Here is a 23,941-nt window from a genome sequence, read left to right as displayed (position 1 = left end):
GCCGTTATCTGTCAGCCATAAAAAATGCCCGTCGATGACGGGCATTTTTGTGTGCGAAAGTCAGGCTTAGTGGCTGTCGACCCAGACGAACTTGAGCACGAACAGCAGGGCCACCACCAGCACGCAGGGGTTGATCTCGCGCCAGCGGCCTGTGCCCGCCTTCATCACGCAGTAGGAGATGAAGCCCACGGCGATCCCCTCTGTGATGGAGAAGCTGAACGGCATCATGACGGCTGTCATAAAGGCCGGTACCGCTTCGGTCAGGTCTTCCCACTTCACCCGGGTCAGCTCGGAGCACATCAGCACGCCCACATAGATGAGGGCGCCGGCGGCAGCATAGGCAGGCACCATGGCGGCAACCGGGGAGAAGAAGATCGCCAGCAGGAACAGCACGCCGACCACTATGGCGGTGAGGCCGGTGCGACCGCCGACGGCGACGCCTGAGCTGCTCTCGATAAAGGCGGTGACCGAGGAGGTGCCCATGAAGGCGCCGCCCACCGAGCTCACGCTGTCCACCAGCAGTGCCTGCTTCATGCGCGGGAAGTGGCCCTTGTCATCGGCCAGCTTGGCGCGGTTGGTGACGCCGATCAGGGTGCCTGACGAGTCAAACAGGTTGACCAGCATGAAGGAGAAGATGATCCCCGCCAGGCTGATGTCCAGCGACCCCATCAGATCCAGCTGGCCGAATACCGGCGTTATGCTCGGCGGCATGGAGACGAAGCCCTTGAAGGTGACGTCGCCAAACAGCCAGCCCAGGGTAGTGGTGACGACGATGGCGATCAGCACGGCGGAGTGGACGCCGCGGGCGGAGAAGATGCAGATCAGGAAGAAACCGAGCAGACCCAGCAGGCAGGGCAGGGAGGTGAGGTTGCCCACCGTCACCATAGTAGCGGGGCTGGCCACTACTATGCCGGCGTTGTGCAGGCCGAGCAGGGCGATCAACAGGCCAATACCGGCCGTGATGCCGACCCGCAGGGTAAGCGGTATGTTGGCGATCAGCCAGTAGCGCACCCGCAGCAGGGTCAGGATCAGCAGACCCAGGGCGCCCCAGAAGATGGTGCCCATGCCGACCTGCCAGGAGTACCCCATGCCCGCCACCACCACGAAGGCGAAGAAGGCGTTCAGCCCCATGGCGGGGGCCAGGGCGATGGGCAGATTGGCCAGCAGGCCCATCAGTATGCTGCCTATACCGGCGATCAGGCAGGTGGTGACGAACACCGCCTGGGTGTCCATGCCCGCATTGGAGAGGATCTGCGGGTTGACGAACACTATGTAGACCATGGTCAGGAAGGTGGTGATGCCGGCGATGACCTCGGTGCGGGCCGTGGTGCCATGGCCTTGCAGGGCAAACAGACGCTCAAGCAATCCTTGCCCGGCGGCCTGTGTGGGGGCCTGGTGTGGTTGATTCATGTTGGATTCCAATAGGTGACGTGAAATAAGCAGCAGGGAAAAGGGCCATCCCATCCATGCGGGAGTGGTTGCCCTGTTTCTGGTGGTTAAGTGACCAGACTCGTCCTGATACCGTGACAGCGCGCACATTTTCACACAGGCGGCGCCGTTTACAAACCCCGGATCTGCGAAGCGGATCAATGAATAGAGCAAAAATTCAAACGTTTGCTATTTGAGCATGAAAAAAGGTTCTCGCTGGAGAACCTTTTTCGGGAAGAGGGGACTTAAAGTGTCTTGAAGTAACGCTCCACCAGCTGGGCCAGCACAGAGTCGAGTCTATCCTGCACCTCTCCCAGCTCCCGGCCGACACGGCGCAGAAACAGGCTGGCCTGCTCCTCGGTCAGCTTGCGTCCCTCGATGAAGAACTCCTGCTCCGGCAACTGCTTGTCGTAGCGCGGGATCAGCACCCAGCTCACCAGGTCAGGATCGATGACAGAGAAAATCTTGGCGGCGGCGACACAGAAGGTCTCGATATGCTCCTTGCCATCCGGCCCGAGGCAGCCGGGCTCGACCCGGATCTGGATGGTGAGTTTCTTCTCTGTGGGGGTCTGGGTCGTCATCTTGCTACATCCATGCAAAGGCATCCGTCTTGGATTGTATGCCAAAAGGCAATAGAAAGGGGAGCCTGGGCTCCCCTTGTGACGCCGTCACCCTTATTTGGTGATGCGCTTGTACTTGGCGCGGTGAGGCTGGACTGCCTCGGCGCCGTAGGTCTTCTTCTTCCACTCTTCGTATTCGGTGAAGTTGCCTTCGAAGAAGGCAATATTGCCCTCGTCCTGATAATCCAGGATGTGAGTGGCGATGCGGTCGAGGAACCAGCGATCGTGGGAGATGACCATGGCACAACCCGGGAACTCCAGCAGGGCGTTCTCGAGGGCGCGCAGGGTTTCGATGTCCAGATCGTTGGTCGGTTCATCCAGCAGCAGCACGTTGCCGCCGGTCTGCAGCAGCTTGGCCAGGTGCAGACGGCCGCGTTCACCACCGGACAGCTCGCCGACGCGTTTTTGCTGATCGGCGCCCTTGAAGTTGAAGCGGCCGATATAGGCGCGGCTCGGGAACTCGTAGGTGCCGATGCGCAGTATGTCCTGGCCGTCGGCGACCTCTTCGAACACCGTCTTCTTGTCGTTCATGCTGTCGCGGAACTGATCCACCGAGGCCAGCACCACGGTATCGCCCAGGGTGATGGTACCGGAATCCGGCTGCTCCTGACCCGACATCATGCGGAACAGGGTGGATTTACCGGCCCCGTTAGGCCCTATGATGCCGACGATGGCCCCCTTCGGAATGGCGAAGGAGAGATCGTCGATCAGCACGCGATCACCGTAGGATTTGCGCAGGTTGGCCACTTCCAGCACCTTGTCGCCGAGGCGGGGTCCGGGCGGAATGAACAGCTCGTTGGTCTCGTTGCGCTTCTGGTAGTCGTTGGTGTTGAGCTCTTCGAAGCGAGCCATACGGGCCTTGGACTTGGCCTGACGGCCTTTCGGGTTCTGACGAACCCACTCCAGCTCTTTCTCGATGGACTTGCGACGAGCGGCTTCGGAGCTGGCTTCCTGGGCCAGACGGGCATCTTTCTGCTCCAGCCAGGAGGAGTAGTTGCCTTCCCACGGGATACCTTCGCCGCGGTCCAGCTCCAGGATCCAGCCAGCCACGTTGTCGAGGAAGTAGCGGTCGTGGGTGATGGCGACCACAGTACCTTCGTAGTCGTGCAGGAAGCGCTCCAGCCAGGCCACGGATTCCGCATCCAGGTGGTTGGTCGGTTCATCCAGCAGCAGCATGTCCGGCTTTTCCAGCAGCAGACGGCAGAGGGCTACGCGACGGCGTTCACCACCCGAGAGGTGCTGGATCTTGGCGTCCCAGGCCGGCAGACGCAGGGCATCGGCCGCGCGCTCCAGCTGGTTTTCCATGTTGTGGCCACCCTGGGCCTGGATGATGGCTTCCAGCTCGCCTTGTTCGCGGGCCAGCTTGTCAAAATCCGCATCCGGATCGGCGTAGGCCGCATAGACCTCGTCGAGACGGGCCATGGCGCGTTTGACGTCGCCGACCGCCTCTTCCACCGCTTCGCGGACTGTCTGCTCCGGATCCAGCTTCGGCTCCTGGGGCAGGTAGCCGATCTTGATGCCGGGCTGCGGACGGGCTTCCCCTTCGATCTCTGTATCTATGCCGGCCATGATGCGCAGCAGGGTGGACTTACCGGCACCGTTCAGACCCAGTACGCCTATCTTGGCGCCCGGGAAGAAGCTCAAGGAGATGTTCTTGAGGATATGACGCTTGGGCGGCACTACCTTGCCGACCCGGTTCATGGTGTAAATAAATTGAGCCATTGGCTAATTCTCTTCCTTTTCAGCAGGTTAATGTCTTGGCACTAACGGACTGATGTCGTGGTGGGGCCAGGTCGGCACGCCGCCAACCCGGTTCCAAAAAACCCGTCGATTGTAAACCAATGGACAGGGGGGGGCAAAGGTGGCGCCCGGTTGGCGCCCCCCTTTGCCGAGGCGGTCACGTCTTGCTGCATCAGCCGCGCAATCTTGGCATCATGTGGGCTTCTTTTTGTCCCGGAGCCGTCATGACCGCATCCCCCCAGACACCCTCACTGTCGGCCTTTCTCACCGCAATGGGATTGGACGCGGCTGTGAGTGACGCCCTTTGCCAGCGCTTGCCACGACTGACCCTGAGCGCCGGTCACGTTTTGCTGGCGCAAGGGGCACGGCAAGAGGCGGCGTTTTATGTCGAACAGGGCATAGCCCGCGCCTGTCACTACACCCGGGACGGGCAGGAGCGTTGCAAGGAGTTCTATTTCGAAGAGGAACTCTGCCTGCTCTATGACAGCTGGCTGAGTGGTACACCTGCCCGCTACCAGCTGGAGGCACTCACGGCGCTGCAGGTGGTGCGAGTGCCGCTCGCCCTCTTGGATGAGCCGGCGTTTCAGCCCCTCTGCCTGGCCCTGCTGCGCCAGCAGCTGGGCTACAAGGAGCGCAAGGAGGCCTTTTTGCTGCTGCACTCCCCCGAGGAGCGCTACCAGGAGCTCTGCCACACCTTCCCCCACTGGCCGGCGCGGCTCACTCAGGTGCAGCTCGCCAACTACATCGGCATCAGCCCGGTCACCCTGTCGCGGATCCGCCGGCGCATTAACAGGAGTTAATGCCGCCCCCTTGTCATCCCCTCATGCTGCGCCATTCGAAGGTGGTTGGAGGGATGGATGATGTCGCTGTTTTTGTGGTCGCAACTGGTGGTGAGCCTGGCCTTGCTGCTGGATCTATTGTCGTTTCAGCTGCGGGATCGCAGGGGGATCCTGGCCTGTCTGGCCCTCTCCTGCGCCCTCAATGCCGGCCATTTCGCGCTGCTGGGGCAAGCGTCGGCCGCCAGCCTCTTGCTGCTGGCCAGCGTGCGTTTTCTGGTCAGCATGCTGGCAACGAGCCGCGTCCTGATGTGGTTATTTATGGGGTTGGCCTGCGCCGCCGTGCTGGCGACCTATCAGGGGCCGCTGGCGCTGCTTGGCCTGCTGGGCAGTCTGCTGCAAACCCGGGCCGCCTTCTGCCAGGATGATCGCCTGCTGCGGCGCTGGATGCTGCTCGGCACCCTCTGCTGGCTGACCAACAACCTGCTGGTGGGCTCACCGGTGGCGGCACTGATGGAGGGGCTCTTCATGGTCAGCAATCTGGTGGGTTACTACCGCCACCATGGGCGCAAGGCGTGTGTTAGCTAGTCATATGCGGGTCCGTGTTGCCGTGTTGCAGGCTGGCCCGGTCAGGACCTTGATGGAAGTGCGGGATATTGCGGCTGGTTTGGGTTTGGCGGTGGATCTGGGTAGGCAAGGCAAAGAGGCCGCCATTGTGGCGGCCTCTTTGGCGTATCAGGCTTTGTTGAAGCCGTTGATGAGCGCCTTTGCGTAGTCGATGACGAACTGCTGGCAGTGGATGGCGGTCTGCGGATCGAACTCCTCGTCATGGAGATCCGTGTTGGAGAGCACCCGGATGTCCACGACAAATGCCGCCTTGTTGGCCCGGCTGCCACTGTGGCGTATCAGACTTTTTTGAAGCCGTTGATGAGCGCCTTTGCGTAATCGATGACGAACTGCTGGCAGTGGATGGCGGTCTGCGGATCGAACTCCTCACCGTGGAGATCCGTGTTGGAGAGCACCCGGATCCCGACAAAGGGCACCTTGTAGGCCTCGGCCACCAGGGCGGCGGAGGAGGTCTCCATCTCTTCTGCTGCGGTGTTGTAGGTCTGGTGCAGCCAGTTGATGCGGGCCACCTGCCGGTTCCACTCGTCGGCAGTGCCTATGACGCCAGGGACCACGCGGCCATGGCGATAGCGATCGGCCATGCCGAGGGCTCGCCCGACCAGCTCGGGGTCACCGGCAAACGAGGTGTGCTCCACCAGCTTGCCTTTGTCCCGCAGGCGCATGGTCACATCGAAGTTGTGCCATTTGCTCGGGTCGACCCCCTGCTCGGCCGGGGCAAGGTCGCTGCGATAGGCGCCCATGTTGAAGCTCCTGGTGCCTATGACGATATCTCCCCGGTGCAGCGCCGGATCATGGCCGCCCGCCGTGCCCTGGTTGATGATGAGGCGCGGCTGAAAACGCTCCATGGCGAGGGTGGTGGCGGCAGCGGCATTGGCCAGCCCCACCTCGGTGCGGGAGATGACCACAGGATAGCCAGAGATAGTGCCCTGCCAGTATGTCCAGGCCCCCGCGGTCAGCTCCTTCTTGTCTTTCAGGGCGGCCACCAGGGTCTCCACTTCGACATCCATGGCCCCCTGGATCAGGATGGGGGCGGGGGCCGGGCTGGCCGCCGTGACGGCAGAGGAGAAGAGGGCAAACAGTGTGAGCAGACGCGAGCAGCGTTTGATGAAGTTCATGGGTTACCTGTTGGTCTTGCGAGGAAGCGCAGGATCCTACCGAAAGGCAAACGGTTGCGCAAACGCGGATGTGAATGTTGTCAATAAATGCCGCCGCTGGCGGCATCTCTCAGGGTTGCTTGTGACCCGCGAAGTAGAGGACCCGCCGCACATATTGCTGGGTCTCCTGATAAGGGGGTATGCCCCCGTATTGCTCCACCGATTTCTCGCCGGCGTTGTAGGCCGCCGACATCAGGGTCCAGTTGCCGTCGAAGTGGGTGTGCAGCCACTTGAGGTAGGCCACCCCACCCTTGATGTTCTGCTCGGGGTCGAAGGGGCGGGTGACGCCGAAGCGCTGCTGGGTCTCGGGTATGAGCTGCATCAGCCCCTGGGCGTTCTTGGGGGAGACGGCGCTGCTGTTGAGATTGGATTCGGCGATGGCGATGGCCAGCACCAGTCGCTCATCGATGCGGTGGCGCTTGGCGGCACTGCGCAGCATGATGACCAGCTTCTGCTTGGCCGGGGACTGGCGGGCCAGATAGGCATCCAGGTTGAAGGGGGTACTGGGGATCTCGGCGAAGTAGCCGCCACCCCCGCCGACCCCGGCGCCACACTGATCCCCCATGACGGCATTGCCGATGCGGGCGTTGTAGTAGCGAGTGGCCTGCTGGTTGCCAAGACGCATCGCCATGGCAAGGTAGGCGTTGGCCATCCTGGGGTTGCGCACCGAGCCCGGGCCTGTGGCGAGCAGACGGCCGATGCGGAAGTAACCTTCCGGATTGCCCGTCGTGGCGGCGGCGCAGTAGAAGTGGATGGCCTGGGTCAGGTTGCCCTGACTCTGTGCCACCTGGCCTTTTTTCAGTGCGCTGAGCGCCTTGGGTGCCTGTCTGAAATCCCTGCTTTGCGCCGCTGCCTGCACGGTACCGGCCAGCAACAGCGATAAAAAAAGCAGCAAAAACAGCCTGTTTTCGCTGAGGCTCGACATGGATTCTCTCCTGTTGGGGTACAGAAGATATAGGGGAACATGGCCCGTTCCGCCATTAATCCAGTGGATCCTGTTGTTATGGATCCACTCTTCCAGAGATCAAAACGGTATGGAACCAGTGTGAAATGCAGGCGCGGCAGGAGCTGTGACCGTGCCATCCAAGCGTTATGGGTAGAAAAAGAGTGTTGCAGACACGCCTCTAGTGGCTACCATCGGCCCCATCGGCCCCATCGGCCCCATCGGCCCCATCGGCCCCATCGGCCCCATCGGCCCCATCGGCCCCATCGGCCCTATCGGCCCCATCGGCCCCATTAGCCCCATCGGTTCCGTTGGCGCCGTCAGTTCCATTGGTCCCGTAACTCCCGTTCTCACCCTCCATATTGCTGTCATTGGCAGCGGCATGGGTTGCGCAGTCCGTGCCTGCCGGGCAGGGGGATTGGGCCAGGGCTGGGACGACATGCAGGCCTGTGAGCAGTATCAGGAGGGATAACAGGGGGCGGATCTGGGTCATGGCTATTCCGGGCGGCACTGGCCGAGCAAAGGGTTGGGAGCAGAGGTTGTCAGTGGCGTTGCAGCTAGACGTCGAGATGATGTGTCTGCTCATCTTCTCTGGCGGCGGGCAACTGGCGGTACATCAGACCGATTTCACTCGCCACCCAGACCGAGAGCAGGGCCAGCAGGCTGAGCAGGGGCAGCAGGGTATGGCTCTGTTGCAATGCACAGGCGGCGAGGGCGGCGCCCAGCAACAGCAGGGTTCGGATCATGAGGTGACTCCTTCTCATCATGGTGATCTGGCATGGCCCGGAAGCTGTTCCCGTATGACGCCACGCCCGGCAGTATACCGCGCCGTGCCTGCGCGTGTCTGTGTCCATATGTGGTGGTCACCGCGCGCATCCTGATGCGTCGGGCGAGACTCGGCGATCTGATCCATTCATCACTCATCGGGCGCCAGGTTCATCTGCTCGCTCATGGTATCGATGAAGTGGCGGATCACGGGCGATGCGCTCTGCTCGGCACTGTGCGGGGCATAGAGCACGCAGAGATCGGCCGGGATCTGCTGCTCCAGCCGGATGAAACGCACATGGGGCCATTTCTGGCGGCCGTAGCTGGCCGGGGCGAGCGCAACCTGCTGGCTGGTGGCCACCACCGCCATCAGGGTATTGGGCTCGACCACCTCCTGACTGAGGTGGGGGTAGAAGCCCTCTACCAGGCAGGAGTTGATGATGAGGTCGGTGGAGGCCGAGTTGGCCCGGCTCATCAGCACGAAGCGCTCGCCCGCCAGCTCGGTGAGGGAGACCCGCTTGCGATCCCGCAGCGGGTGCTCATCCGATACTGCCAGCACCATGGGTTCGCGATAGATGCTCTCGGCCCGCAGCGGATGGATGTTGAAGGTGTCGGCGAAGCGAGCGAGACCGAGATCTATCTCCTTGCTGGCCAGCGCCTGCTTCTGCTTCTCCGGCGACAGCTCGGTGAAGGAGATCTCGAACTCGGGATGGATCCTGTGACACTGGCGGATCACCTCGCCAAAGCCCGCCCAGAAGATGGAGCTGACCAGCCCGATGCGGATCTGGTTGCGCTCCATGCGCCCCGCCTGCACCACCTTGTTGAGGCCGCTCTCCAGCACGTCGAACAGCAGGGCACACTCATCCAGCAACAGACGGCCTGTGGCGGTGAGGCTCACCTGGCGAGTGTGGCGTTCGAACAGGGCCAGCCCCAGCACACTCTCCAGCTCCTTGATTTGGGCACTGAGTGGAGACTTTGAAACATTGAGCTGCTCGGCGGCCCGGCTGAAGTGGCCGTGGCAGGCTACTGCATGGAAGTAGCGCAGCATCTTGAGGGTGACGCGATCGCGCCAGTGACTGTCGAGGGACAAGCTGACCTCCTGTCAGTATGGGGAGCCGGGTGCGATCCCCGTCAAAGATTGCGCATCGGGTTGTGTTGGCAGCGGGGCCCGTGCACGGCGCCTGGTCGATCCGGTTCACACTCTCGCCACCGCTTTTCTGCGGCAAGCGCGCCGACTGGTTGACAATAAGGTCCAATCAGCACCATTTCTGCGCGTTTGGGTACCCTATGCCTGCTATCGCTCGTCTTATTGTGCCGAAAAACAGGATAGTAAGGCCGATTTTAGCGATTTTTATCGCCGAATACCTCCCCTAGAGTGAGCCCATCTTCTCATTTACAGCCTCAAGAGGTGCAGCTCATGCAACAAGATCCGGTACTCAACGCCGTCGCCACCATTCTCGCCCGCAAGCCGGGTTTTGCCCCCCGCGCCGCCATGATCCTGGGCTCAGGCCTCGGCGTGCTGGCCGATGCACTGGAAGATAAAGTCACCATCCCCTACGAGGAGCTGGACGGCTTCCCGGTCAGTACCGTGGCCGGTCACAGCGGCGAGCTGGTGCTCGGCAAGCTGCGCGGAGTGGACGTGGTCTGCATGAAGGGGCGCGGCCACTACTACGAACACGAAACCATGAAGGTGATGACCACGCCGGTACGCACCTTCCAGCGCCTGGGCTGCGAGCTGCTGCTGGTGACCAACGCCGCAGGATCTCTGCGTCCGGAGCGGATCGGGGTCGGCTCCCTGGTCATCTTCAACGATCACATCAACACCATGCCGGGCACCCCCATGACGGGCGCCAACGACGAGGCCTACGGCCCGCGCTTCTTCAGCCTGGCCAATGCCTATGACAAGGAGCTGAGGGGCGAGGCGCTGGCGCTGGCCGGGCGCGAGGGGATCGCCGTCAATCAGGGGGTGTTCGTCTCCTACAGCGGCCCCTGTTTCGAGACAGCCGCCGAGATCCGCATGATGCAGATCATCGGCGGCGACGTGGTGGGCATGTCGGTGGTGCCCGAGGTGGTCAGCGCTGCCCACTGTGGTCTGCCGGTGCTGGCCATCTGCGCCATCACCAACATGGCGGAGGGGCTCGGCGACGTGCAGCTCTCCCATGATCAGACCCTCAAGTGCGCCAAGCTTGCGGAAGCGGACTTCATCCGCCTCATCAACGCCTTCATCCAGCACCACTTCCAGTAAGCAGGAACGACCAGGAGGTCACCTATGTTTGCAGCAGGATTTCTCGGCATGGCGGCGCTGATCCTCATCGCCATTCTCGCCTCGACCAACCGCAGGGCCATTCGCCTGCGCACAGTGGGGCTGGCGCTGGCCTTGCAGGTGGCCATAGGTGCCCTGGTGCTCTATGTGCCGCTGGGGCGACGGGCGCTGGAGGGCATGGCCCACGGGGTCGACGCCGTGCTGGCGAGCGGCAAGGCGGGCATCCACTTCCTGTTCGGCAACCTGGTCAACTTCTCGGTGGATGGCATAGGCTTCGTGTTCGCCCTCAACGTGTTGCCGCTGGTGGTCTTCTTCTCGGCGCTGATCGCCGTGCTCTACTACCTCGGCATCATGCAGCTGGTGATCCGCTTCATCGGCGGCGCCATGGCCCGCCTGCTCGGCACCTCCCAGACCGAATCCATGTCGGCGGTGGCCAACGTCTTCGTCGGCCAGAGCGAGGCGCCGCTGGTGGTCAAGCCCTACATGCCCAAGATGAGCGACTCCGAGTTTTTCGCCGTCATGTGTGGCGGCATGGCCTCGGTCTCCGGCACTGTGCTGGCTGGCTACGCCATGATGGGAGTGGACATGCAGTACCTGCTGGCGGCCTCCTTCATGGCGGCGCCCGGCGGGATCCTGTTTGCCAAGCTGATCATCCCCGAAACCAGCCAGCCGGACTATGCCTTCGACCACAGCATCCAGTTTGATGGCAAGAAGCCGGAAAACGTGCTGGCGGCAGCCGGCGAGGGGGCCAGCAGCGGCCTCAAGCTGGCTGCTGCCATCGGCGCCATGCTGATCGCCATGATAGGGCTGGTGACCCTGGTCAACACCTTGCTCGGCGGGGTAGGGGACATGATGGGCATGCAGCTCTCCCTCGAGATCATCCTGGGCTGGATCTTCTCGCCGCTCGCTTTCCTGCTCGGGGTGCCGGTGGCGGACATCGGCATCGCCGGCGCCATGATCGGCAAGAAGCTGGTGGTGAACGAGTTCGTGGCCTACAGCGATCTCTCCCCCTACCTGAAGGACGCCAGCACTGTGACCGCCGCCGGTCTGCAGGTGCTGGAGGAGAAGTCCAAGGTGATCATCAGCTTCGCCCTGTGCGGCTTTGCCAACCTGGCCTCCATGGGGATCCTGATCGGGGGCCTCGGCACCCTCTGTCCGTCCCGTACCGATTTCATCGCCCGCCACGGCCTGCGCACCGTGCTGGCGGCCACCTGTTCCAACCTGATGAGCGCCGCCATCGCCGGGGTCTTCTTCTCCCTGGTCTGAGTGAGCCTCAGGTTCTCTATGGGGCGCTGAGGCGCCCCTTTTCATCACCCATTATCGCAATTCGGAGCCTTCTCATGACCTCTTACACCCTCCTGGACCTGACCCAAGCCGCCGTTCGAGCCATCGGACTGATGGATCTCACCAGCCTCAACCCGGATGACAACGAGGCGCGTATCCTTGCGCTCTGCCGGCAGGCGCAGACCCCCTTTGGCAACACGGCTGCCGTTTGCATCTATCCCCGTTTCGTGGCGCTGGCCAAGCACACCCTGGCGGCCCAGGGCACCCCGCAAATCAAGGTGGCGACCGTGGTCAACTTCCCCCATGGTGACGATGAGCTCGAGGCCGTGCTGGCCGACACCCGTACTGCCCTCCTCGATGGCGCCGACGAGATTGATCTGGTGATCCCCTGGCGTGCGCTGCAGGCGGGAGACGAGACACGCGCTCGGGCACTGGTGCGCGGTGGCAAGGCGCTGTGCGGGGCGCGACTGCTCAAGGTGATCATCGAATCAGGCGAGTTGAAAGACCCAGCCCTGATCCGCATTGCTTCCCGGCTCGCCATCGAGGAGGGGGCCGACTTCATCAAGACCTCTACCGGCAAGGTGCCGGTCAATGCCACGCCTGAAGCCAGTCGCATCATGCTGGCGACCATCGCCGAGCTGGGGGGTACGGGAGCATGTGGGGTTCAAGGCGGCGGGCGGGGTGAGAAGTGCCCGGGAAGCGGCAGACTATCTGGCCATGGCGGCCGAATGCTGTGGCGAAGCCTGGCTCGATGCTGACCACTTTCGCTTCGGCGCCTCCAGTCTGCTCGGCCAGTTGCTGGCGACCCTGGACGGCAAGACCCCGGCCGTTGTCGGTCGTGGTTACTGAACGACAACCCCCCAGCCAGACCGGCGCCCTGCAGGGCGCCCGTCATTACAGGTGCATTGCATGTCCCATCCCCGTTTTCATTTCGTTCAGGCCCACGGCAAGGTGCTGCTGTTCACCCTGCTCATCAGCCTGTCGTTTCCCATCGGCAGTGCGCTCACCGCCGTGCTGGATCCCCTGGTGGTCACCTGGGTGCGCTACCTGCTGGCGGCGCTCACTTTCGTGACTCTGCTGGCTTGCCAGCGGCGACTGCAACTGCCATCACTGCGGGATCTGGGGCGCTATACCCTCATCTCGCTGCCGGCGCTCTGTTACTTCGTCGCCATGTTCGTAGCGCTGCAGGAGACCAGCGCCCTCGATGCCAGCGCCCTCTACACCACGGTTCCCCTCATCAGCGCCCTGGCCAGCATGCTGATCTTCCAGCGTCGCATTGGCTGGTCGATGGCGTTTGCTTTGCTGGGAGGCATGGTGGCCGCCGCCCTCATCATCTTTCGAGGGGAACTGGGACAGGTGGCGAGCCTGAGCCTCACCCCCAGCAATCGCATCTATTTGCTCGGTTGTGTGGCCATGGCTCTCAATCCCATCCTGATCAAGTGCTACTACCGGGGGGAGTCGTTCGTTCATCTCACCTGCTGGACCCTGATCTGCGCCACCCTGCTGCTCACCCTGGTGACGGCGCCCCGGTTGCTGGCGACCGACTGGGGCCAAGTGTCGCTGCCGCTCTGGTTCGGGATGGGCTATCTGGCGCTGTTTGCCACCGCGCTCAGCTTCTTTCTGTTCCAGCAGGGCAGCGTGGTACTGCAGCCGGAGCAGGTCTCGGCCTACACCTATCTGATCCCCGTGCTGGTGCTGCTTTTCAGCAGCCTGACGGGGGAGCTGGTGGTCTGGCATCAGGTGGGCTGGGGCGTGCTCGGGGTGATGCTGACCATGGTGGTGATGGTGCTGGGATCGGTCAGGGTGCGATCCGGCAGGCCCTGAGCGGGATCAATCGGCGATTTGGTGGTAGGCCAGATACCAGCGTACGAACTCGGCGACGCCCTGCCTGAGCGGGGTGGCGGGGCGGGTGCCCGTGAGGCTGTGCAGGGGCTCGCTGTCGGCCCAGGTGGCGTGCATGTCGCCGGCCTGCATGGGCAGCATCCGTTTGATGGCGGGCCTGTCCAGCGCCTGCTCCAGCGCCTCGATGAAGTCGAGCAGCCGCACCGGCTGGCCGTTGCCTATGTTGAGGAGGCGGTAGGGGGCGGCACTTTCGGCCTGGCTGCCCTGGCTGGCGTGCCAGTGCGGATTGGCGCGCGGCGGCAGCTCGGCGACGGCGAGTATGCCGTCCACTATGTCGTCTATGTAGGTAAAGTCGCGGCTGAGCAGGCCCTGGTTGTACACATCTATGGGCTCGCCGGCCAGGATGGCGCGGGTGAACTTGGCGATGGCCATGTCGGGGCGACCCCAGGGGCCGTAGACGGTGAAGAAGCGCAGACCTGTGGTGGGCAGACCGTAGAGCGCCGAGTAGGCGTGGGCCATCAGCTCGCCGCTCTTCTTGGTGGCGGCATAGAGGGATACAGGGTGATCCGCCGGCTGTTCGGTGGAGAAGGGCATCTGATCGCTCAGGCCATAGACGGAGCTGGAGGAGGCGTAGATCAGATGGTTTATGCCGTGCTGGCGGCAGCCTTCCAGCACTGTCAGCATGCCGGTGAGGTTGCTGTCGGCATAGGCAAACGGGTTCTCCAGTGAATGGCGCACCCCCGCCTGGGCCCCCAGGTGGATCACCCGCTCGAACCCGCTCTCGGCAAACAGGGTCGCCATGCCGTCCCGATCCGCCAGCTCCCGCTGTTCGAAGCGAAAATGGGGGAAGGAGACCAGCCGTGACAGTCTGGCCCGCTTCAGGCTCACCTCGTAGTAGTCGTTGAGGTTGTCCAGCCCCACCACCTGATGGCCCGCCTCGCACAGCCGTCTGGCGACGTGAAAGCCGATAAAGCCGGCGGCGCCTGTCACCAGATATTTCATACGTGTTGTCCTGTGCTGATCATGGGGGCCTGTGGTCCTGAGTGGGGGCTGAAAAAGGGCTGGGCGCTTTGTACCAGAGCGCGGGTCCCGGCGCCACACGGAGGCGGCGCCAGGGTGGACGAGGGCTGGCTCGTCAGGCGCGGCATGCTGCATCTTGGTGCACTGGCTGTCAATGGAGAATGACAGGCACCAAAACGGGGCGTTCCCCGTGGCTATTGTGATCCTGGTCGCAAAAAATAGACTGGAACCCATAACGAAGCCCTGCGGACAGGGCTCGCGTCCGCCACGACGGACACAAAACACTCTTTTCACTTCGCTATTGGATACAGGTTATGGACAACACCCCAGGCTCTGCGCGCTCAGCCCGTTCTGCGCATCCCCTCTATGAAGATGTACTCGCCCTGCTGACCGCCGCCGGTTTCGTTTCCCTCGGCATCTTCCTGTTTCATCAGGTCGGCCTGCTCACCGGCGGCACCGCCGGGCTGGCGCTGCTGCTGCAACAGGTGACGGGGCTGAGCTTTGGCCTCTTGTTCTTCGGCATGAACCTGCCGTTTTACGCCCTGGCCTGGCTCAGGATGGGGCCGCGCTTCACCCTCAACACCTTCGTCTCCGTGGCCGCCGTCTCCTTCATGACGGATCACCTCAACGCCGTGCTGCAGATAGGCAAGATAGAACCCGTCTATGCGGCCCTGATCGGCGGCACCCTGATCGGCATGGGGCTGCTCATCATGTTCCGCCACAAATCCAGTCTGGGTGGCTTCAACATACTGGCGCTGTTTATCCAGGACCGCTTCGGCATCCGCGCCGGCAAGCTGCAAATGGGGCTTGATTGCACCATAGTCATCGCCTCCTGCTTCGTGGTGCAGCCCTGGATCCTGGCGCTCTCCGTGGTGGCGGCCATCATCTGTAACCTGGTGTTGACACTCAATCACAAGCCGGGCCGCTATCAGATAGCCTGAGTCGAGATGCTTCATGCAAACAAAACAGAGCGCCTGATGGCGCTCTTTTGCTATCCGGGATCCTGAACCCTCTCATACCACCATGGGCAGACCGGTTTCTGGATGGTGGATCACTTGGGCCGGGTAGTCATACAGGCGATCGATCAGGGCCGGAGTCAGCACCTCGGCCGGGGTGCCGTCGGCCATCAGCCTGCCCTGCTCCAGCATCACCAGCCGGTCGGCGTAACGGGCCGCCAGGTTGAGATCGTGCAGCACCACCAGCACGGCTGTGTTGCGGGCGGCCAGGGCGCGGGCCATGGTGAGCAGCTGGTGCTGGTACTTGAGGTCGAGCGCCGAGGTGGGCTCGTCCAGCAGCAGCAGGCGCGGCTGCTGGGGATCGTCCGGTGCCTGCCAGATCTGGGCCAGTACCCGGGCGAACTGCACCCGCTGCCGCTCCCCGCCGGAGAGGCCGGGATAGAGGCGGCCAGCCAGGTGCTCGACTCCGGCATGGGTCATGGCGGCCCGCACTATCTGGTCGCGCCGGCTGGCGGGCTCGCTGTGGGGCAGGCGCCCCATGGCGACCACCTCTTCGCACAGAAACGGAAAGTTGAGGGACGAACTCTGCGGCAGCACGCCGACGCTGTGGGCCAGTTCTATGGCGGGCCAGGCTTGCCACTTCCGGCCAAACAGGCTTATCTCCCCCTCGTGTTCCAGCTCGCCGGTCAGGCATTTGAGCAACGAGCTCTTGCCTGCGCCGTTGGGGCCGAGCAGGGCGGTGAGCGTGCCGGCCTGCAGGCTGATGTCGAGCCTGTCCAGGATGGGGCGGCCAGCTCGGGTGAGGCTGAGCTGGTGACAGCGCAGCAGGGGGGTTGATGCAGGCAAGATAGACCTCCGGTTAAAGCGTCCGGCGGCCCTTGACCAGCAGCCAGATGAAGAAGGGGGCGCCCAGCAGGGCCGTGATGATGCCGACCGGCAGCTCGGCCGGCGCCAGCAGGGTGCGGGCCAGCATGTCGGCGCCCAGCAGCAGGGCGGCGCCCAGCAGGGCAGAGAGCGGCAGCAGCCTGACGTGGTTGGGGCCGGCCAGCAGCCGTACCAGATGGGGCACCACCAGACCGACGAAGCCGATCATGCCCGCCACGGCGACGGCCACGCCGACTCCGGCGGCGGTGAGCAGGATCAGGCGCCGCTTGAGGGATTGCACATTGACCCCCAGATGACGGGCCTCCCCTTCCCCCAGCAAGAGGGCGTTGAGGGGATTGGCATCGCGCATGAACAGCAGCAGCAGGACGATCAGGGTGGCCAGTGCCAACGCCACGTCCACCGGCTTGCCCGCCGCCAGGGTGCCCATCTGCCACAGGCTCAGGTTGCGCAGCATCTGGTCGTCGGCCAGGTAGGTGAGCAGCCCTATCACGGCGCCGGACAGGGCCGTGATGGCCACCCCCGCCAGCAGCATGACGGTGACGGAGGTGCCCCCCTCCCGGGTGCCGAGCAAATAGACAAGCGTGGTGGTGAGCGCGCCGCCGAGGAAGGCGAGCAGGGGCAGCAGGCCTATGCCGAGCAGGCTCTGCCACTGCTGGCCGAGGGGGGCCAGCAGCACTATGGCCAGCGCCGCGCCGAGCGCAGCTCCGCCGGAGACCCCTATGATGCCGGGGTCGGCCAGCGGATTGCGAAACAGCCCCTGCATGACGGCACCACAGAGGCCGAGTATGCCCCCCACTGCGATGCAGAGCAGGGTACGTGGCAGGCGGATCTCCTGCACGATCAAGAGTTTGTGGGCCGCAATCCCGCTCTCCTGCCCGGCGAACAGGGCACGCAGGCTCTCGCCGAAAGAGAGGGCCATGGGGCCGGTCGCCAGCGACCCGACCAGCAGCAGCGCCAGCGCGCCGCCGGTGATCGCGAAAAGCCAGGGCAGAGGCAGGCGCATCATGAACCCAGCTTGATCCACTTGGCGATCTGGTTCGCCTGCTGCAACGAGGTGAGGCTGAGGCCCCCTTGCAGGGCGTGGCCGTTGATGGCGTGGATGGCCCGGTTTTTACCCGCCGGGGTGGCGGTGAGCGCGGGTACCTGGCTCAGCACGGCTTCCGGATCCTGATACTGCTGCCAGTCGCGGCCGCTCACCAGCACCAGATCCGGTTGTAGCTCGATCAGGGATTCGGTGGAGACGGGCTTGTAGTCGCTTAACTGGTCTACCGGATTGACGCCGCCTGCCAGGGTGAGCAGGGCGCTGGCGGTGGTATTGCCGCCGGCTATGCTGGTGGGTTGCCCCTTGTGCAGCAGCAGGAAGACCACCTTGAGCGGCTTGTTCTGCTTCGCCTGCTCCGCCAGTTGCGCTGTCTGGGCCTGGATCTCGGCTTTCAATCGCGTGCCGGCGGCCGGGTCATTGAGCAGGCCGGCCAGGGTATCGATGCGCTGGTTGAGGTTGGCGAGGGTCGGTGCGGTCGGCAGCACGTCCACCTCGACTCCGGCACGGCGCAACTGCTCCAGCGCCGGCGGCGGCCCCATCTCGTCGCTGCCGATCAGCCGGGTCGGCGCCAGACTGAGGATCCCCTCGGCGGCGAGGGCGCGGTGATAGCCGACCCTGGGCAGATTTTTCGGTTCAGTGCTGCTGATGTCGGTGGCGATCAGGCTCTGTTCACCGCCCAGTGCCAGAATGAGCTCTGTGGTGGCTGGGCCTATGCTGACGATACGTTCCTGCGCGGCAGCAGACAGGGAAAGGGCTGAGCAGCCGAGCAGGCTGAGTGCGAGGGCAAAACGACGGCCCATGCTAACCTCCGAAGGGTGAATGAAGTTGGGTTGCCGCCGAGAATATCAAGCCGGTGAAAAAAATGCACTGAGAATGAAAGCGATTATCAATTGCATTGGCTCTGGTGCTTTATTAGAGTATTCGCCATGACAGGAGAGGGATGCAGCACGCATCCCAAGGGAGAACCTATGAGCATTGCACAACGCATTCATGCGCTGCTGGAACAAGACCCCAGCGCCCATCCTTCCACCATTGCCAGCCAGCTGGCGGTCAGCGAGTGGGAGGTGGTACGCCACCTGCCTGCCGAGCTGGTGACCCTGGTGCCCGGCGAGCGGGCCGAAGCCCTGCTGGCGGATCTGGCGGATTGGGGTCAGGTGACCACCATCGTCGAATCCGATGGCTCCATCTTCGAGGTGAAGGCGCCGTTTCCCAAGGGCAAGAGCGCCCGTGGCTACTACAACCTGATGGGGCGCGATGGCGAGATGCACGGTCACCTCAAGCTCGACAACGTGGTCGGCATGGCGCTGGTCAGCAAGCTGTTCATGGGCAAGGAGGGGCACTCCTTCCAGTTCTTCGGCCACAGCGGCCGCTGTATTTTCAAGGTCTATCTGGGACGTGACGAGCAGCGCCAGCTGCTGCCAGCCCAGGTGGAACGCTTCATGGCCTTGCGCCACCAGTATCAAGAGGAAGTCAAAGCATGAGTGAACGTCAGGAGCGTCTGCAGAATCGCCTGCAACCGGAGATCCGCGAGTTTCGCGACGGTTGCCGCACCCTGCAGCTGGCGACGGTGGACAGTGAAGGCAACCCCAATGCCAGCTATGCCCCCTTCGTGCTGCAGGAGGATGGCTACTATGTGCTCATCTCCGAGATCGCCCGCCACGCCCGCAACCTGCAACAGGTGCCCAAGGTGTCGCTGATGCTGATCGAGGATGAAACCGGTGCCCGCGAGCTGTTTGCCCGCAAGCGGCTCACCTTCGACGCGCTGGCCGAAGTGGTGGCCCGCGACGACGTGCGCTGGGGCCAGGCGATCGCCGCGCTGGAAGGGCGCTTCGGCGACATCGTCAAGGGGCTCTCCAACCTCAAGGATTTCGTGCTGTTCCGCCTCAAGCCCGAGCAGGGGCTGTTCGTCAAGGGCTTCGGTCAGGCGTTTCGGGTCTCAGGTGACGAGCTGGTGGACTTCGTCCACTTGGTGGAAGGGCACAAACGGGTCGACAACGGTGCCGAGCTGACCAGTCCGGCCGATGCGCCAGTCTGACGGTAACCACATCGCATAAAAAACGGGCAGCCTGGCTGCCCGTTTTTTTATTGCGTGTCACCCCTGAGCGCTAGTCCTGCCAGGAGGCCTTGTTGGGGAAGGCATCCCGATCGGCCTGATTGGCGGTCTCGTTGCATTCGCCCCGGATCTTCCAGGAGGTCTGGCTGAGGACGATATAGCCATCGCGGCAATACTTCCGCTCGGCCAGGGTCTGGGTCAACTGTGCATCCTGCAGCGCATCACGCCGTTCCAACAGACTCTTGCTGCGGCTGAGGCGACTGCCGTCGTTCTCCTGCAGCCGGGTGGGCAGGGTGTCGAGCGGCGCGGCTTCGAAGGTGAAGCGCTTGCTCCCCTCTTCGTTGATATGGGTTCGAAACAGGGGGGCCGGGCCAGCCGGCTGCTGCCCCGGCAAACCGGAGCAGGCAGTGATTGCCGGTAACAACAGCATGAATGCAACGGCAGACAGTAGACGCACACAAGACTCCAATCGGGTGATCACTTCAAGAGAGGCAGATTAACACGCCAGCTCGGGCTGGATGGCCTCAAGCAGCTGATCCGTGGTGAGCAGGGTCACGGTTCTGCCCTTTGGCAGGCTCAGATGCTGCCACATCCAGTGGTGGTGCTCGATGATCTTCTCAGCGCTCAGGTGAGGGCGATCCGCCGTGGTGTGGGCATCCGTCACCGCAAACACGTCGAACCCCTGGGCTGCGGCGCTGCGCAGCGTGGTGTCGACGCAAAAATCGGTGGCACAGCCGCTGATCAGCAGCCTGTCCACTGCCTGCTCCGCCAGCAGGAAGCCGAGCTCGGTATCGAGGAAGCTGTCACAGGCGGTCTTGCGTACCCGGCTGTCGCCGCGGCCCGGGGTGAGATCGGCGTGAAGCTGCCAGCCTGCACTGCCGGGTTCCAGTTCAGAACCCGGTGCGTCGTGTTGCACATAGATGACACGCCCCTGATTGGCCCGCACGTTGTCTGCCAAGCGGTTGATGTTGGCGATGACCTGCGCGTCCTGATGGCGGGGGTCGGTAAACAACCCCTGTTGCATGTCGATGACCAGTAACACATCCATATGAAATCCTTAGGCAATTTTCAGGGTTGCAGCCACTGGCTGCAGTCACGGCTTCGGGATTGATGCAGTGCGCCCATATCTTGCTTCATTTCATCGGCATTTAGCCAGCGTTCTGGCAGGGGGCTGATCCGCACCCGGATGTCGGCGGTCCGCCCGGCGGGTGCCTGCGCATCGCTCTGCGGTTCTGTCTCTGGCACGACCAGCGCCACCTTGAGCGCCGGGTTGCGGCTGGCGATGCGGCTGGCGAGCCCCAGCCCCCCCTCGATGTGGAAGTTGCCGGCGATGTGCATGATGCGCTGGCCCGGATGGCTGCGCAGGTAATCCACCATGCTCTCGGCCATGGTGTCGTCCCAGCTGGTCTGGGCGGCGAAGCGGCGGGCATTGCCGTCGGCATCGCCGTGGTGGAGCGAGGCCATGAATTTCTGGCGGTAAGGATCGTCGGTGAGCGTGAGTTCGCGGGCGAGCTGGCTGCGGCGACTGGCGGGCAGCTTGTCCAGCCAGGCGGGCCCTTCCTGGCCGACACAGCTCACCAGCGGTTTGGGGGCGTTGGCGGCGATGACCGGCAGGTGCTGCTCCTTGGCGAACTCCACCAGCGGGCGATAGTCGCTCTGGTAGTTGGGCCAGGCGTTGCCATCGCGAATGAGGGCAGCCTCGCCGATGCGTCCGGCGAGATAGGCGTCCAGCACCGGCTGATCGGCGCGGCTGAACTGCTCCATGGAGAGTGCCAGCCCGCGACCATCGACCCGGGAGGTGTTGGCCAGCCCCGCCAGCAGGCGGGCCTGCAGCAGGTGCACGGCCGGATGGGTATGCAGCTCGCCCACCAGCACTATGTCGGCATCCGCCACCCTGGCCACCGCCTGGGTCAGCGTCAGTTCACCCTGGCCGGCATCGGTCTGGCCCGCGCTGAGCCGATAGTGGTAGAGGGTGCCGGCATCGTCATCGGGCACTGTCGTGCAGGCGGCCAGCAGCAGGGGAAGGGTGAACAGGGGCAGTAATCGAGTCATGGTATCTCACAACGAAGCAGAGCCAGAGCCATACAATGGCAGCATGGCGGGCCGGAAAACAGAGGGGAATAGTGTAGAACCTAATCACGACAAAAGAAAATGAGAATGATTCCGTTTATTATTGATCTTTGTTGCGGGCTGAGTAATATGCCAGCTGTTTGATAACAGTTCTCAATAAGGATTTGCAGTGGCCCATAACAACACCCTATCGCTGGTTGCCCTTGCCGTGGCAGCCGGTCTCGCTTCCCCGGTCTTCGCGGCGGACAAGAAAGCAGATGAAGTCATGGTCGTCAGCGGCTCACGGATGGAGCAAAAACTGGAGGATGTCTCCGGCCCCATTTCGGTGATCACGGCCGAACAGATTGAAGAGCAGGTGGTGAGCAACGTCGCCGACCTGTTCCGTTATGAACCGGGCGTCACCGCCCTCGGCGGCGCCGGCGATGCCCAGACCTTCATCATCCGCGGCATGGGTGAGAATCGGGTCAAGATAGTGCGTGACGGCGTGCGCCAGAACGACGCCTACAAGAACGGCGGCGTGGGCCAGAGCTATTTTGACACCGACATGATCAAGCAGATCGAGGTGGCCAAGGGTCCCGCCTCTGCGGCTTATGGATCCGATGCGCTGGGGGGCGTCATCGCCATCACCACCAAGGATGCCGGCGACTTCCTGAAGGGCCGCGACAGCTATCTGGATGCCACCACCGGCTATGCCTCCAGCAGTCACCAGAAGATGGCCGGCTTCACCGGCGCCCTGCGCAGCGGCGAGTTCGAGAACCTGCTGCGCTACACCTGGCGTGACGGCGGTGTGACCCAGAACTACGACGGCGACAAGAACGAATTCGACATCGCCAGCCAGGCCGTGCTGTTCAAGAGCAAGTGGAACCTGAGCGAGGATCAGTTCCTCAAGCTGACCGTCGACTACTTCAGCGAAGGGCAGGATCCGGATGCCGTCGATCTCACCAAGGCCGCCTCCGTCTTCAATCAGCCGATCACCGACAAGGACACGGACAACCTCTCGCTGGTGCTGGATCACGGCATCGCCCTGAACGCGCCCTGGGTCGATCGCATCGACAGCAAGCTCTACTACGCCCGCACCAAGCAGACCCTGGATCAGTACGCCTCGTCCAAGTACCCGGTCAAGCCGACCAACCCCTATGTGACCAAGAACTCGCTGGACAGCAACGGCTTCGAGCAAAAGAGCCTGGGCGCCCAGGTGAAATTCAGCAAGGCGCTGGCCAGCCAGCGTCTGGCCTGGGGCCTGGAGTATGAGCACACCGACAACGAGCGGACCCGCTTCAAGGCGCCGACCGTGCCGGGGGACTTCGTCGGCTACAACGAGTTGAGCTTCCCCTCCACCACCAGCGAGCACGGCGCCCTGTGGGCCTTCGACGAAATCAAGTTTGGCGAGCGCTGGGTGCTGACCCCGGGTGCCCGTTACGACTATTACCAGATGACGCCGGATGAGGATCCCGCCTACACGGGTGAGAAGCTCAAGCAGTTCTCCGAAGGGGAGTTCTCGCCCAAGCTGGGGCTGGTGTTCAAGGCGCACGAGGCGGCCAACCTGTTCGCCCAGTACAGCCACGGCTTCAAGGCGCCCATGTATGACAACGCCTTCTCCACCCTGAACCATCAGGCGTACGGTTATCGCATCGAGCCGAACCCGAACCTCAAGCCCGAGAGCAGCGACGGCATCGATCTGGGGGTGCGCGGCAGCGCCGGCGGTTTCAGCTATGAAGTGGCGACCTTCTACAACAAGTTCGATGACTTCATCGAGTTGACCGAGATCGGCACCGAGGGCCGAACCGCGCTGTATCAGTACCAGAATCTGGACAAGGCGACCACCAAGGGGGCCGAGGCCAAGGCGGATTACTGGCTCAATGATCTGGTCAACGTCTGGGGCAACCTGGCCTACATCGAGGGCAAGGATGGCGATGGCAACTACATCAACAGCCTGAGCCCGCTCAACGGCAGCCTGGGAGTACGGCTGGAACAGCCCAACTGGAACATCAACACGGCGCTGCGCTTTGCCGACGACATGGACAAGGTGGGCAAGGATGCCAAGGGCAACGACAACATCAAGAGCGCGGGCTGGGGCGTGGTGGACATCTATGCCCAGTTCAAGCCGATGCAGGATCTGCAGCTCAACGTCGGTGTCTTCAACCTGTTTGACAAGGAGTACGTCAGCTACGAGAGCATCACAGGTCAGAGCGCCAGCGCCAACACCAGCAACCAGACAGAGCCGGGCCGCAACCTGAGCGCACGGGTCAAGTACATCTTCTGATCCCACAGCACGGCAGTATATTGAGCAGGGGGCCGTCAGGCCCCTTTTTCATGGGGTGAAACCGGCCCATGCCAGCTAAATGGCAGCCAAAAAGAAACCCGCCGGAAGCGGGTGGAAGGATTGCAACACTAACCAGGAGGAGGTGTTACTCAATAGACACCGGTCTTGCGGCAATAGTTCAATTTTATTGATGTTTTTCATTTCGGCTTG

General features: G+C 63.0%; 24 protein-coding genes and 2 pseudogenes. 11 read left to right on the top strand and 15 right to left on the bottom strand.

Annotated features, from left to right (window positions below):
• Positions 1 to 66 precede the first annotated feature (66 nt).
• The 3 genes from ACM3N8_RS07370 to ettA all read right to left on the bottom strand — a co-directional run bounded on the left by ACM3N8_RS07370 (position 67) and on the right by ettA (position 3,770).
• Positions 67 to 1,410 carry an NCS2 family permease gene (locus ACM3N8_RS07370; RefSeq protein WP_043135131.1) on the bottom strand — a complete coding sequence of 448 codons (1,344 nt, stop codon included), beginning with the start codon at positions 1,408 to 1,410 and terminating at the stop codon, positions 67 to 69.
• Between the two features lie 263 nt (positions 1,411 to 1,673).
• Complete coding sequence (locus tag ACM3N8_RS07365; protein ID WP_043135129.1) at positions 1,674 to 2,009, bottom strand: hypothetical protein; 336 nt, start codon at positions 2,007 to 2,009, stop codon at positions 1,674 to 1,676.
• A gap of 93 nt (positions 2,010 to 2,102) precedes the next feature.
• Positions 2,103 to 3,770: an energy-dependent translational throttle protein EttA gene (gene ettA, locus ACM3N8_RS07360; RefSeq protein WP_098980637.1), complete on the bottom strand. Its 1,668-nt coding sequence runs from the start codon at positions 3,768 to 3,770 to the stop codon at positions 2,103 to 2,105.
• Positions 3,771 to 4,012: 242 nt separating this feature from the next.
• Between ettA and ACM3N8_RS07355 the strand changes: the two genes are divergently transcribed.
• Together ACM3N8_RS07355 and ACM3N8_RS07350 are read left to right on the top strand one after the other, a co-directional pair.
• On the top strand, positions 4,013 to 4,588 hold the full coding sequence (locus ACM3N8_RS07355; protein ID WP_098980636.1) for a Crp/Fnr family transcriptional regulator: 576 nt from the start codon (positions 4,013 to 4,015) through the stop codon (positions 4,586 to 4,588).
• A gap of 57 nt (positions 4,589 to 4,645) precedes the next feature.
• Positions 4,646 to 5,152, top strand: a complete 507-nt coding sequence (locus tag ACM3N8_RS07350; protein WP_172955189.1) for a YgjV family protein — start codon at positions 4,646 to 4,648, stop codon at positions 5,150 to 5,152.
• A 147-nt stretch (positions 5,153 to 5,299) separates the two neighbouring features.
• Here ACM3N8_RS07350 and ACM3N8_RS07345 read toward each other — a convergent pair.
• From ACM3N8_RS07345 to ACM3N8_RS07335, 3 genes and pseudogenes are all read right to left on the bottom strand, one after another.
• Positions 5,300 to 5,422, bottom strand: a pseudogene (locus ACM3N8_RS07345) (5'-methylthioadenosine nucleosidase); the annotation flags it as partial.
• Between the two features lie 47 nt (positions 5,423 to 5,469).
• Entirely contained in the window at positions 5,470 to 6,306 is an 837-nt protein-coding gene (locus ACM3N8_RS07340) for a 5'-methylthioadenosine nucleosidase (protein ID WP_290019622.1), read from the bottom strand.
• A gap of 109 nt (positions 6,307 to 6,415) precedes the next feature.
• Positions 6,416 to 7,270, bottom strand: a complete 855-nt coding sequence (locus ACM3N8_RS07335) for a lytic transglycosylase domain-containing protein (protein ID WP_098980633.1) — start codon at positions 7,268 to 7,270, stop codon at positions 6,416 to 6,418.
• A gap of 202 nt (positions 7,271 to 7,472) precedes the next feature.
• On the opposite strand from ACM3N8_RS07335, the gene ACM3N8_RS07330 reads away from it, so the two are divergent.
• The gene (locus tag ACM3N8_RS07330; protein WP_416015818.1) at positions 7,473 to 7,760 is read left to right on the top strand and encodes a hypothetical protein; all 288 of its coding nucleotides are present in this window, start codon (positions 7,473 to 7,475) and stop codon (positions 7,758 to 7,760) included.
• 85 nt (positions 7,761 to 7,845) lie between these two features.
• Here the strand turns inward: ACM3N8_RS07330 and ACM3N8_RS07325 are convergent, their stop codons facing one another.
• Both ACM3N8_RS07325 and ACM3N8_RS07320 read right to left on the bottom strand, forming a co-directional pair.
• Complete coding sequence (locus tag ACM3N8_RS07325) at positions 7,846 to 8,034, bottom strand: hypothetical protein (protein ID WP_103471517.1); 189 nt, start codon at positions 8,032 to 8,034, stop codon at positions 7,846 to 7,848.
• A 170-nt stretch (positions 8,035 to 8,204) separates the two neighbouring features.
• On the bottom strand, positions 8,205 to 9,143 hold the full coding sequence (locus ACM3N8_RS07320; protein WP_416015816.1) for a LysR family transcriptional regulator: 939 nt from the start codon (positions 9,141 to 9,143) through the stop codon (positions 8,205 to 8,207).
• A gap of 327 nt (positions 9,144 to 9,470) precedes the next feature.
• Here ACM3N8_RS07320 and xapA point away from each other — a divergent pair, with 327 nt between their 5' ends.
• From xapA to ACM3N8_RS07300, 4 genes and pseudogenes are all read left to right on the top strand, one after another.
• Positions 9,471 to 10,298, top strand: a complete 828-nt coding sequence (xapA, locus tag ACM3N8_RS07315; RefSeq protein ID WP_416015814.1) for a xanthosine phosphorylase — start codon at positions 9,471 to 9,473, stop codon at positions 10,296 to 10,298.
• 24 nt (positions 10,299 to 10,322) lie between these two features.
• On the top strand, positions 10,323 to 11,582 hold the full coding sequence (locus ACM3N8_RS07310) for a NupC/NupG family nucleoside CNT transporter (protein WP_241279999.1): 1,260 nt from the start codon (positions 10,323 to 10,325) through the stop codon (positions 11,580 to 11,582).
• A gap of 74 nt (positions 11,583 to 11,656) precedes the next feature.
• Positions 11,657 to 12,449: pseudogene (gene deoC, locus ACM3N8_RS07305) on the top strand (deoxyribose-phosphate aldolase).
• A 60-nt stretch (positions 12,450 to 12,509) separates the two neighbouring features.
• Positions 12,510 to 13,424: a DMT family transporter gene (locus ACM3N8_RS07300; protein ID WP_348685587.1), complete on the top strand. Its 915-nt coding sequence runs from the start codon at positions 12,510 to 12,512 to the stop codon at positions 13,422 to 13,424.
• Between the two features lie 6 nt (positions 13,425 to 13,430).
• Here ACM3N8_RS07300 and ACM3N8_RS07295 read toward each other — a convergent pair whose 3' ends face one another.
• Entirely contained in the window at positions 13,431 to 14,444 is a 1,014-nt protein-coding gene (locus ACM3N8_RS07295; protein ID WP_290019831.1) for an NAD-dependent epimerase, read from the bottom strand.
• A gap of 332 nt (positions 14,445 to 14,776) precedes the next feature.
• Here ACM3N8_RS07295 and ACM3N8_RS07290 point away from each other — a divergent pair, with 332 nt between their 5' ends.
• The gene (locus ACM3N8_RS07290) at positions 14,777 to 15,403 is read left to right on the top strand and encodes a YitT family protein (RefSeq protein ID WP_005311722.1); all 627 of its coding nucleotides are present in this window, start codon (positions 14,777 to 14,779) and stop codon (positions 15,401 to 15,403) included.
• Positions 15,404 to 15,475: 72 nt separating this feature from the next.
• Here ACM3N8_RS07290 and ACM3N8_RS07285 read toward each other — a convergent pair whose 3' ends face one another.
• Genes ACM3N8_RS07285 through ACM3N8_RS07275 form a run of 3 tightly spaced genes read right to left on the bottom strand, consistent with a single transcriptional unit; the run spans position 15,476 to position 18,145 of the window.
• The gene (locus ACM3N8_RS07285; protein ID WP_416015811.1) at positions 15,476 to 16,264 is read right to left on the bottom strand and encodes a heme ABC transporter ATP-binding protein; all 789 of its coding nucleotides are present in this window, start codon (positions 16,262 to 16,264) and stop codon (positions 15,476 to 15,478) included.
• 13 nt (positions 16,265 to 16,277) lie between these two features.
• Positions 16,278 to 17,309 carry a FecCD family ABC transporter permease gene (locus tag ACM3N8_RS07280; RefSeq protein ID WP_290019833.1) on the bottom strand — a complete coding sequence of 344 codons (1,032 nt, stop codon included), beginning with the start codon at positions 17,307 to 17,309 and terminating at the stop codon, positions 16,278 to 16,280.
• A complete protein-coding gene (locus ACM3N8_RS07275) occupies positions 17,306 to 18,145 on the bottom strand; it encodes a heme/hemin ABC transporter substrate-binding protein (RefSeq protein ID WP_416015809.1) in 840 nt (279 codons plus the stop codon). The genes ACM3N8_RS07280 and ACM3N8_RS07275 overlap by 4 nt, the downstream gene beginning before the upstream one ends.
• A gap of 168 nt (positions 18,146 to 18,313) precedes the next feature.
• Here ACM3N8_RS07275 and hutX point away from each other — a divergent pair, with 168 nt between their 5' ends.
• Together hutX and hutZ are read left to right on the top strand one after the other, a co-directional pair.
• Entirely contained in the window at positions 18,314 to 18,826 is a 513-nt protein-coding gene (gene hutX, locus ACM3N8_RS07270) for a heme utilization cystosolic carrier protein HutX (protein ID WP_043135106.1), read from the top strand.
• A complete protein-coding gene (gene hutZ, locus ACM3N8_RS07265; RefSeq protein WP_043554664.1) occupies positions 18,823 to 19,380 on the top strand; it encodes a heme utilization protein HutZ in 558 nt (185 codons plus the stop codon). The genes hutX and hutZ overlap by 4 nt, the downstream gene beginning before the upstream one ends.
• Before the next feature lie 70 nt (positions 19,381 to 19,450).
• Here the strand turns inward: hutZ and ACM3N8_RS07260 are convergent, their stop codons facing one another.
• Genes ACM3N8_RS07260 through ACM3N8_RS07250 form a run of 3 tightly spaced genes read right to left on the bottom strand, consistent with a single transcriptional unit; the run spans position 19,451 to position 21,450 of the window.
• Positions 19,451 to 19,855, bottom strand: coding sequence for a hypothetical protein (locus ACM3N8_RS07260; protein WP_416015807.1), 405 nt, complete (start codon positions 19,853 to 19,855; stop codon positions 19,451 to 19,453).
• A gap of 39 nt (positions 19,856 to 19,894) precedes the next feature.
• On the bottom strand, positions 19,895 to 20,446 hold the full coding sequence (locus ACM3N8_RS07255) for a cysteine hydrolase family protein (RefSeq protein WP_043554665.1): 552 nt from the start codon (positions 20,444 to 20,446) through the stop codon (positions 19,895 to 19,897).
• Positions 20,447 to 20,466: 20 nt separating this feature from the next.
• The gene (locus ACM3N8_RS07250; protein WP_416015805.1) at positions 20,467 to 21,450 is read right to left on the bottom strand and encodes a ChaN family lipoprotein; all 984 of its coding nucleotides are present in this window, start codon (positions 21,448 to 21,450) and stop codon (positions 20,467 to 20,469) included.
• A gap of 187 nt (positions 21,451 to 21,637) precedes the next feature.
• Between ACM3N8_RS07250 and ACM3N8_RS07245 the strand changes: the two genes are divergently transcribed.
• Positions 21,638 to 23,731 carry a TonB-dependent hemoglobin/transferrin/lactoferrin family receptor gene (locus ACM3N8_RS07245; protein WP_416015804.1) on the top strand — a complete coding sequence of 698 codons (2,094 nt, stop codon included), beginning with the start codon at positions 21,638 to 21,640 and terminating at the stop codon, positions 23,729 to 23,731.
• Positions 23,732 to 23,941: the final 210 nt, after the last annotated feature.

The sequence above is a fragment of the Aeromonas sp. A04 genome (genome assembly GCF_047780465.1).
Classification (GTDB): Bacteria; Pseudomonadota; Gammaproteobacteria; order Enterobacterales; family Aeromonadaceae; genus Aeromonas; species Aeromonas bestiarum.
This window is presented reverse-complemented; position numbering and strand designations above follow the sequence as displayed.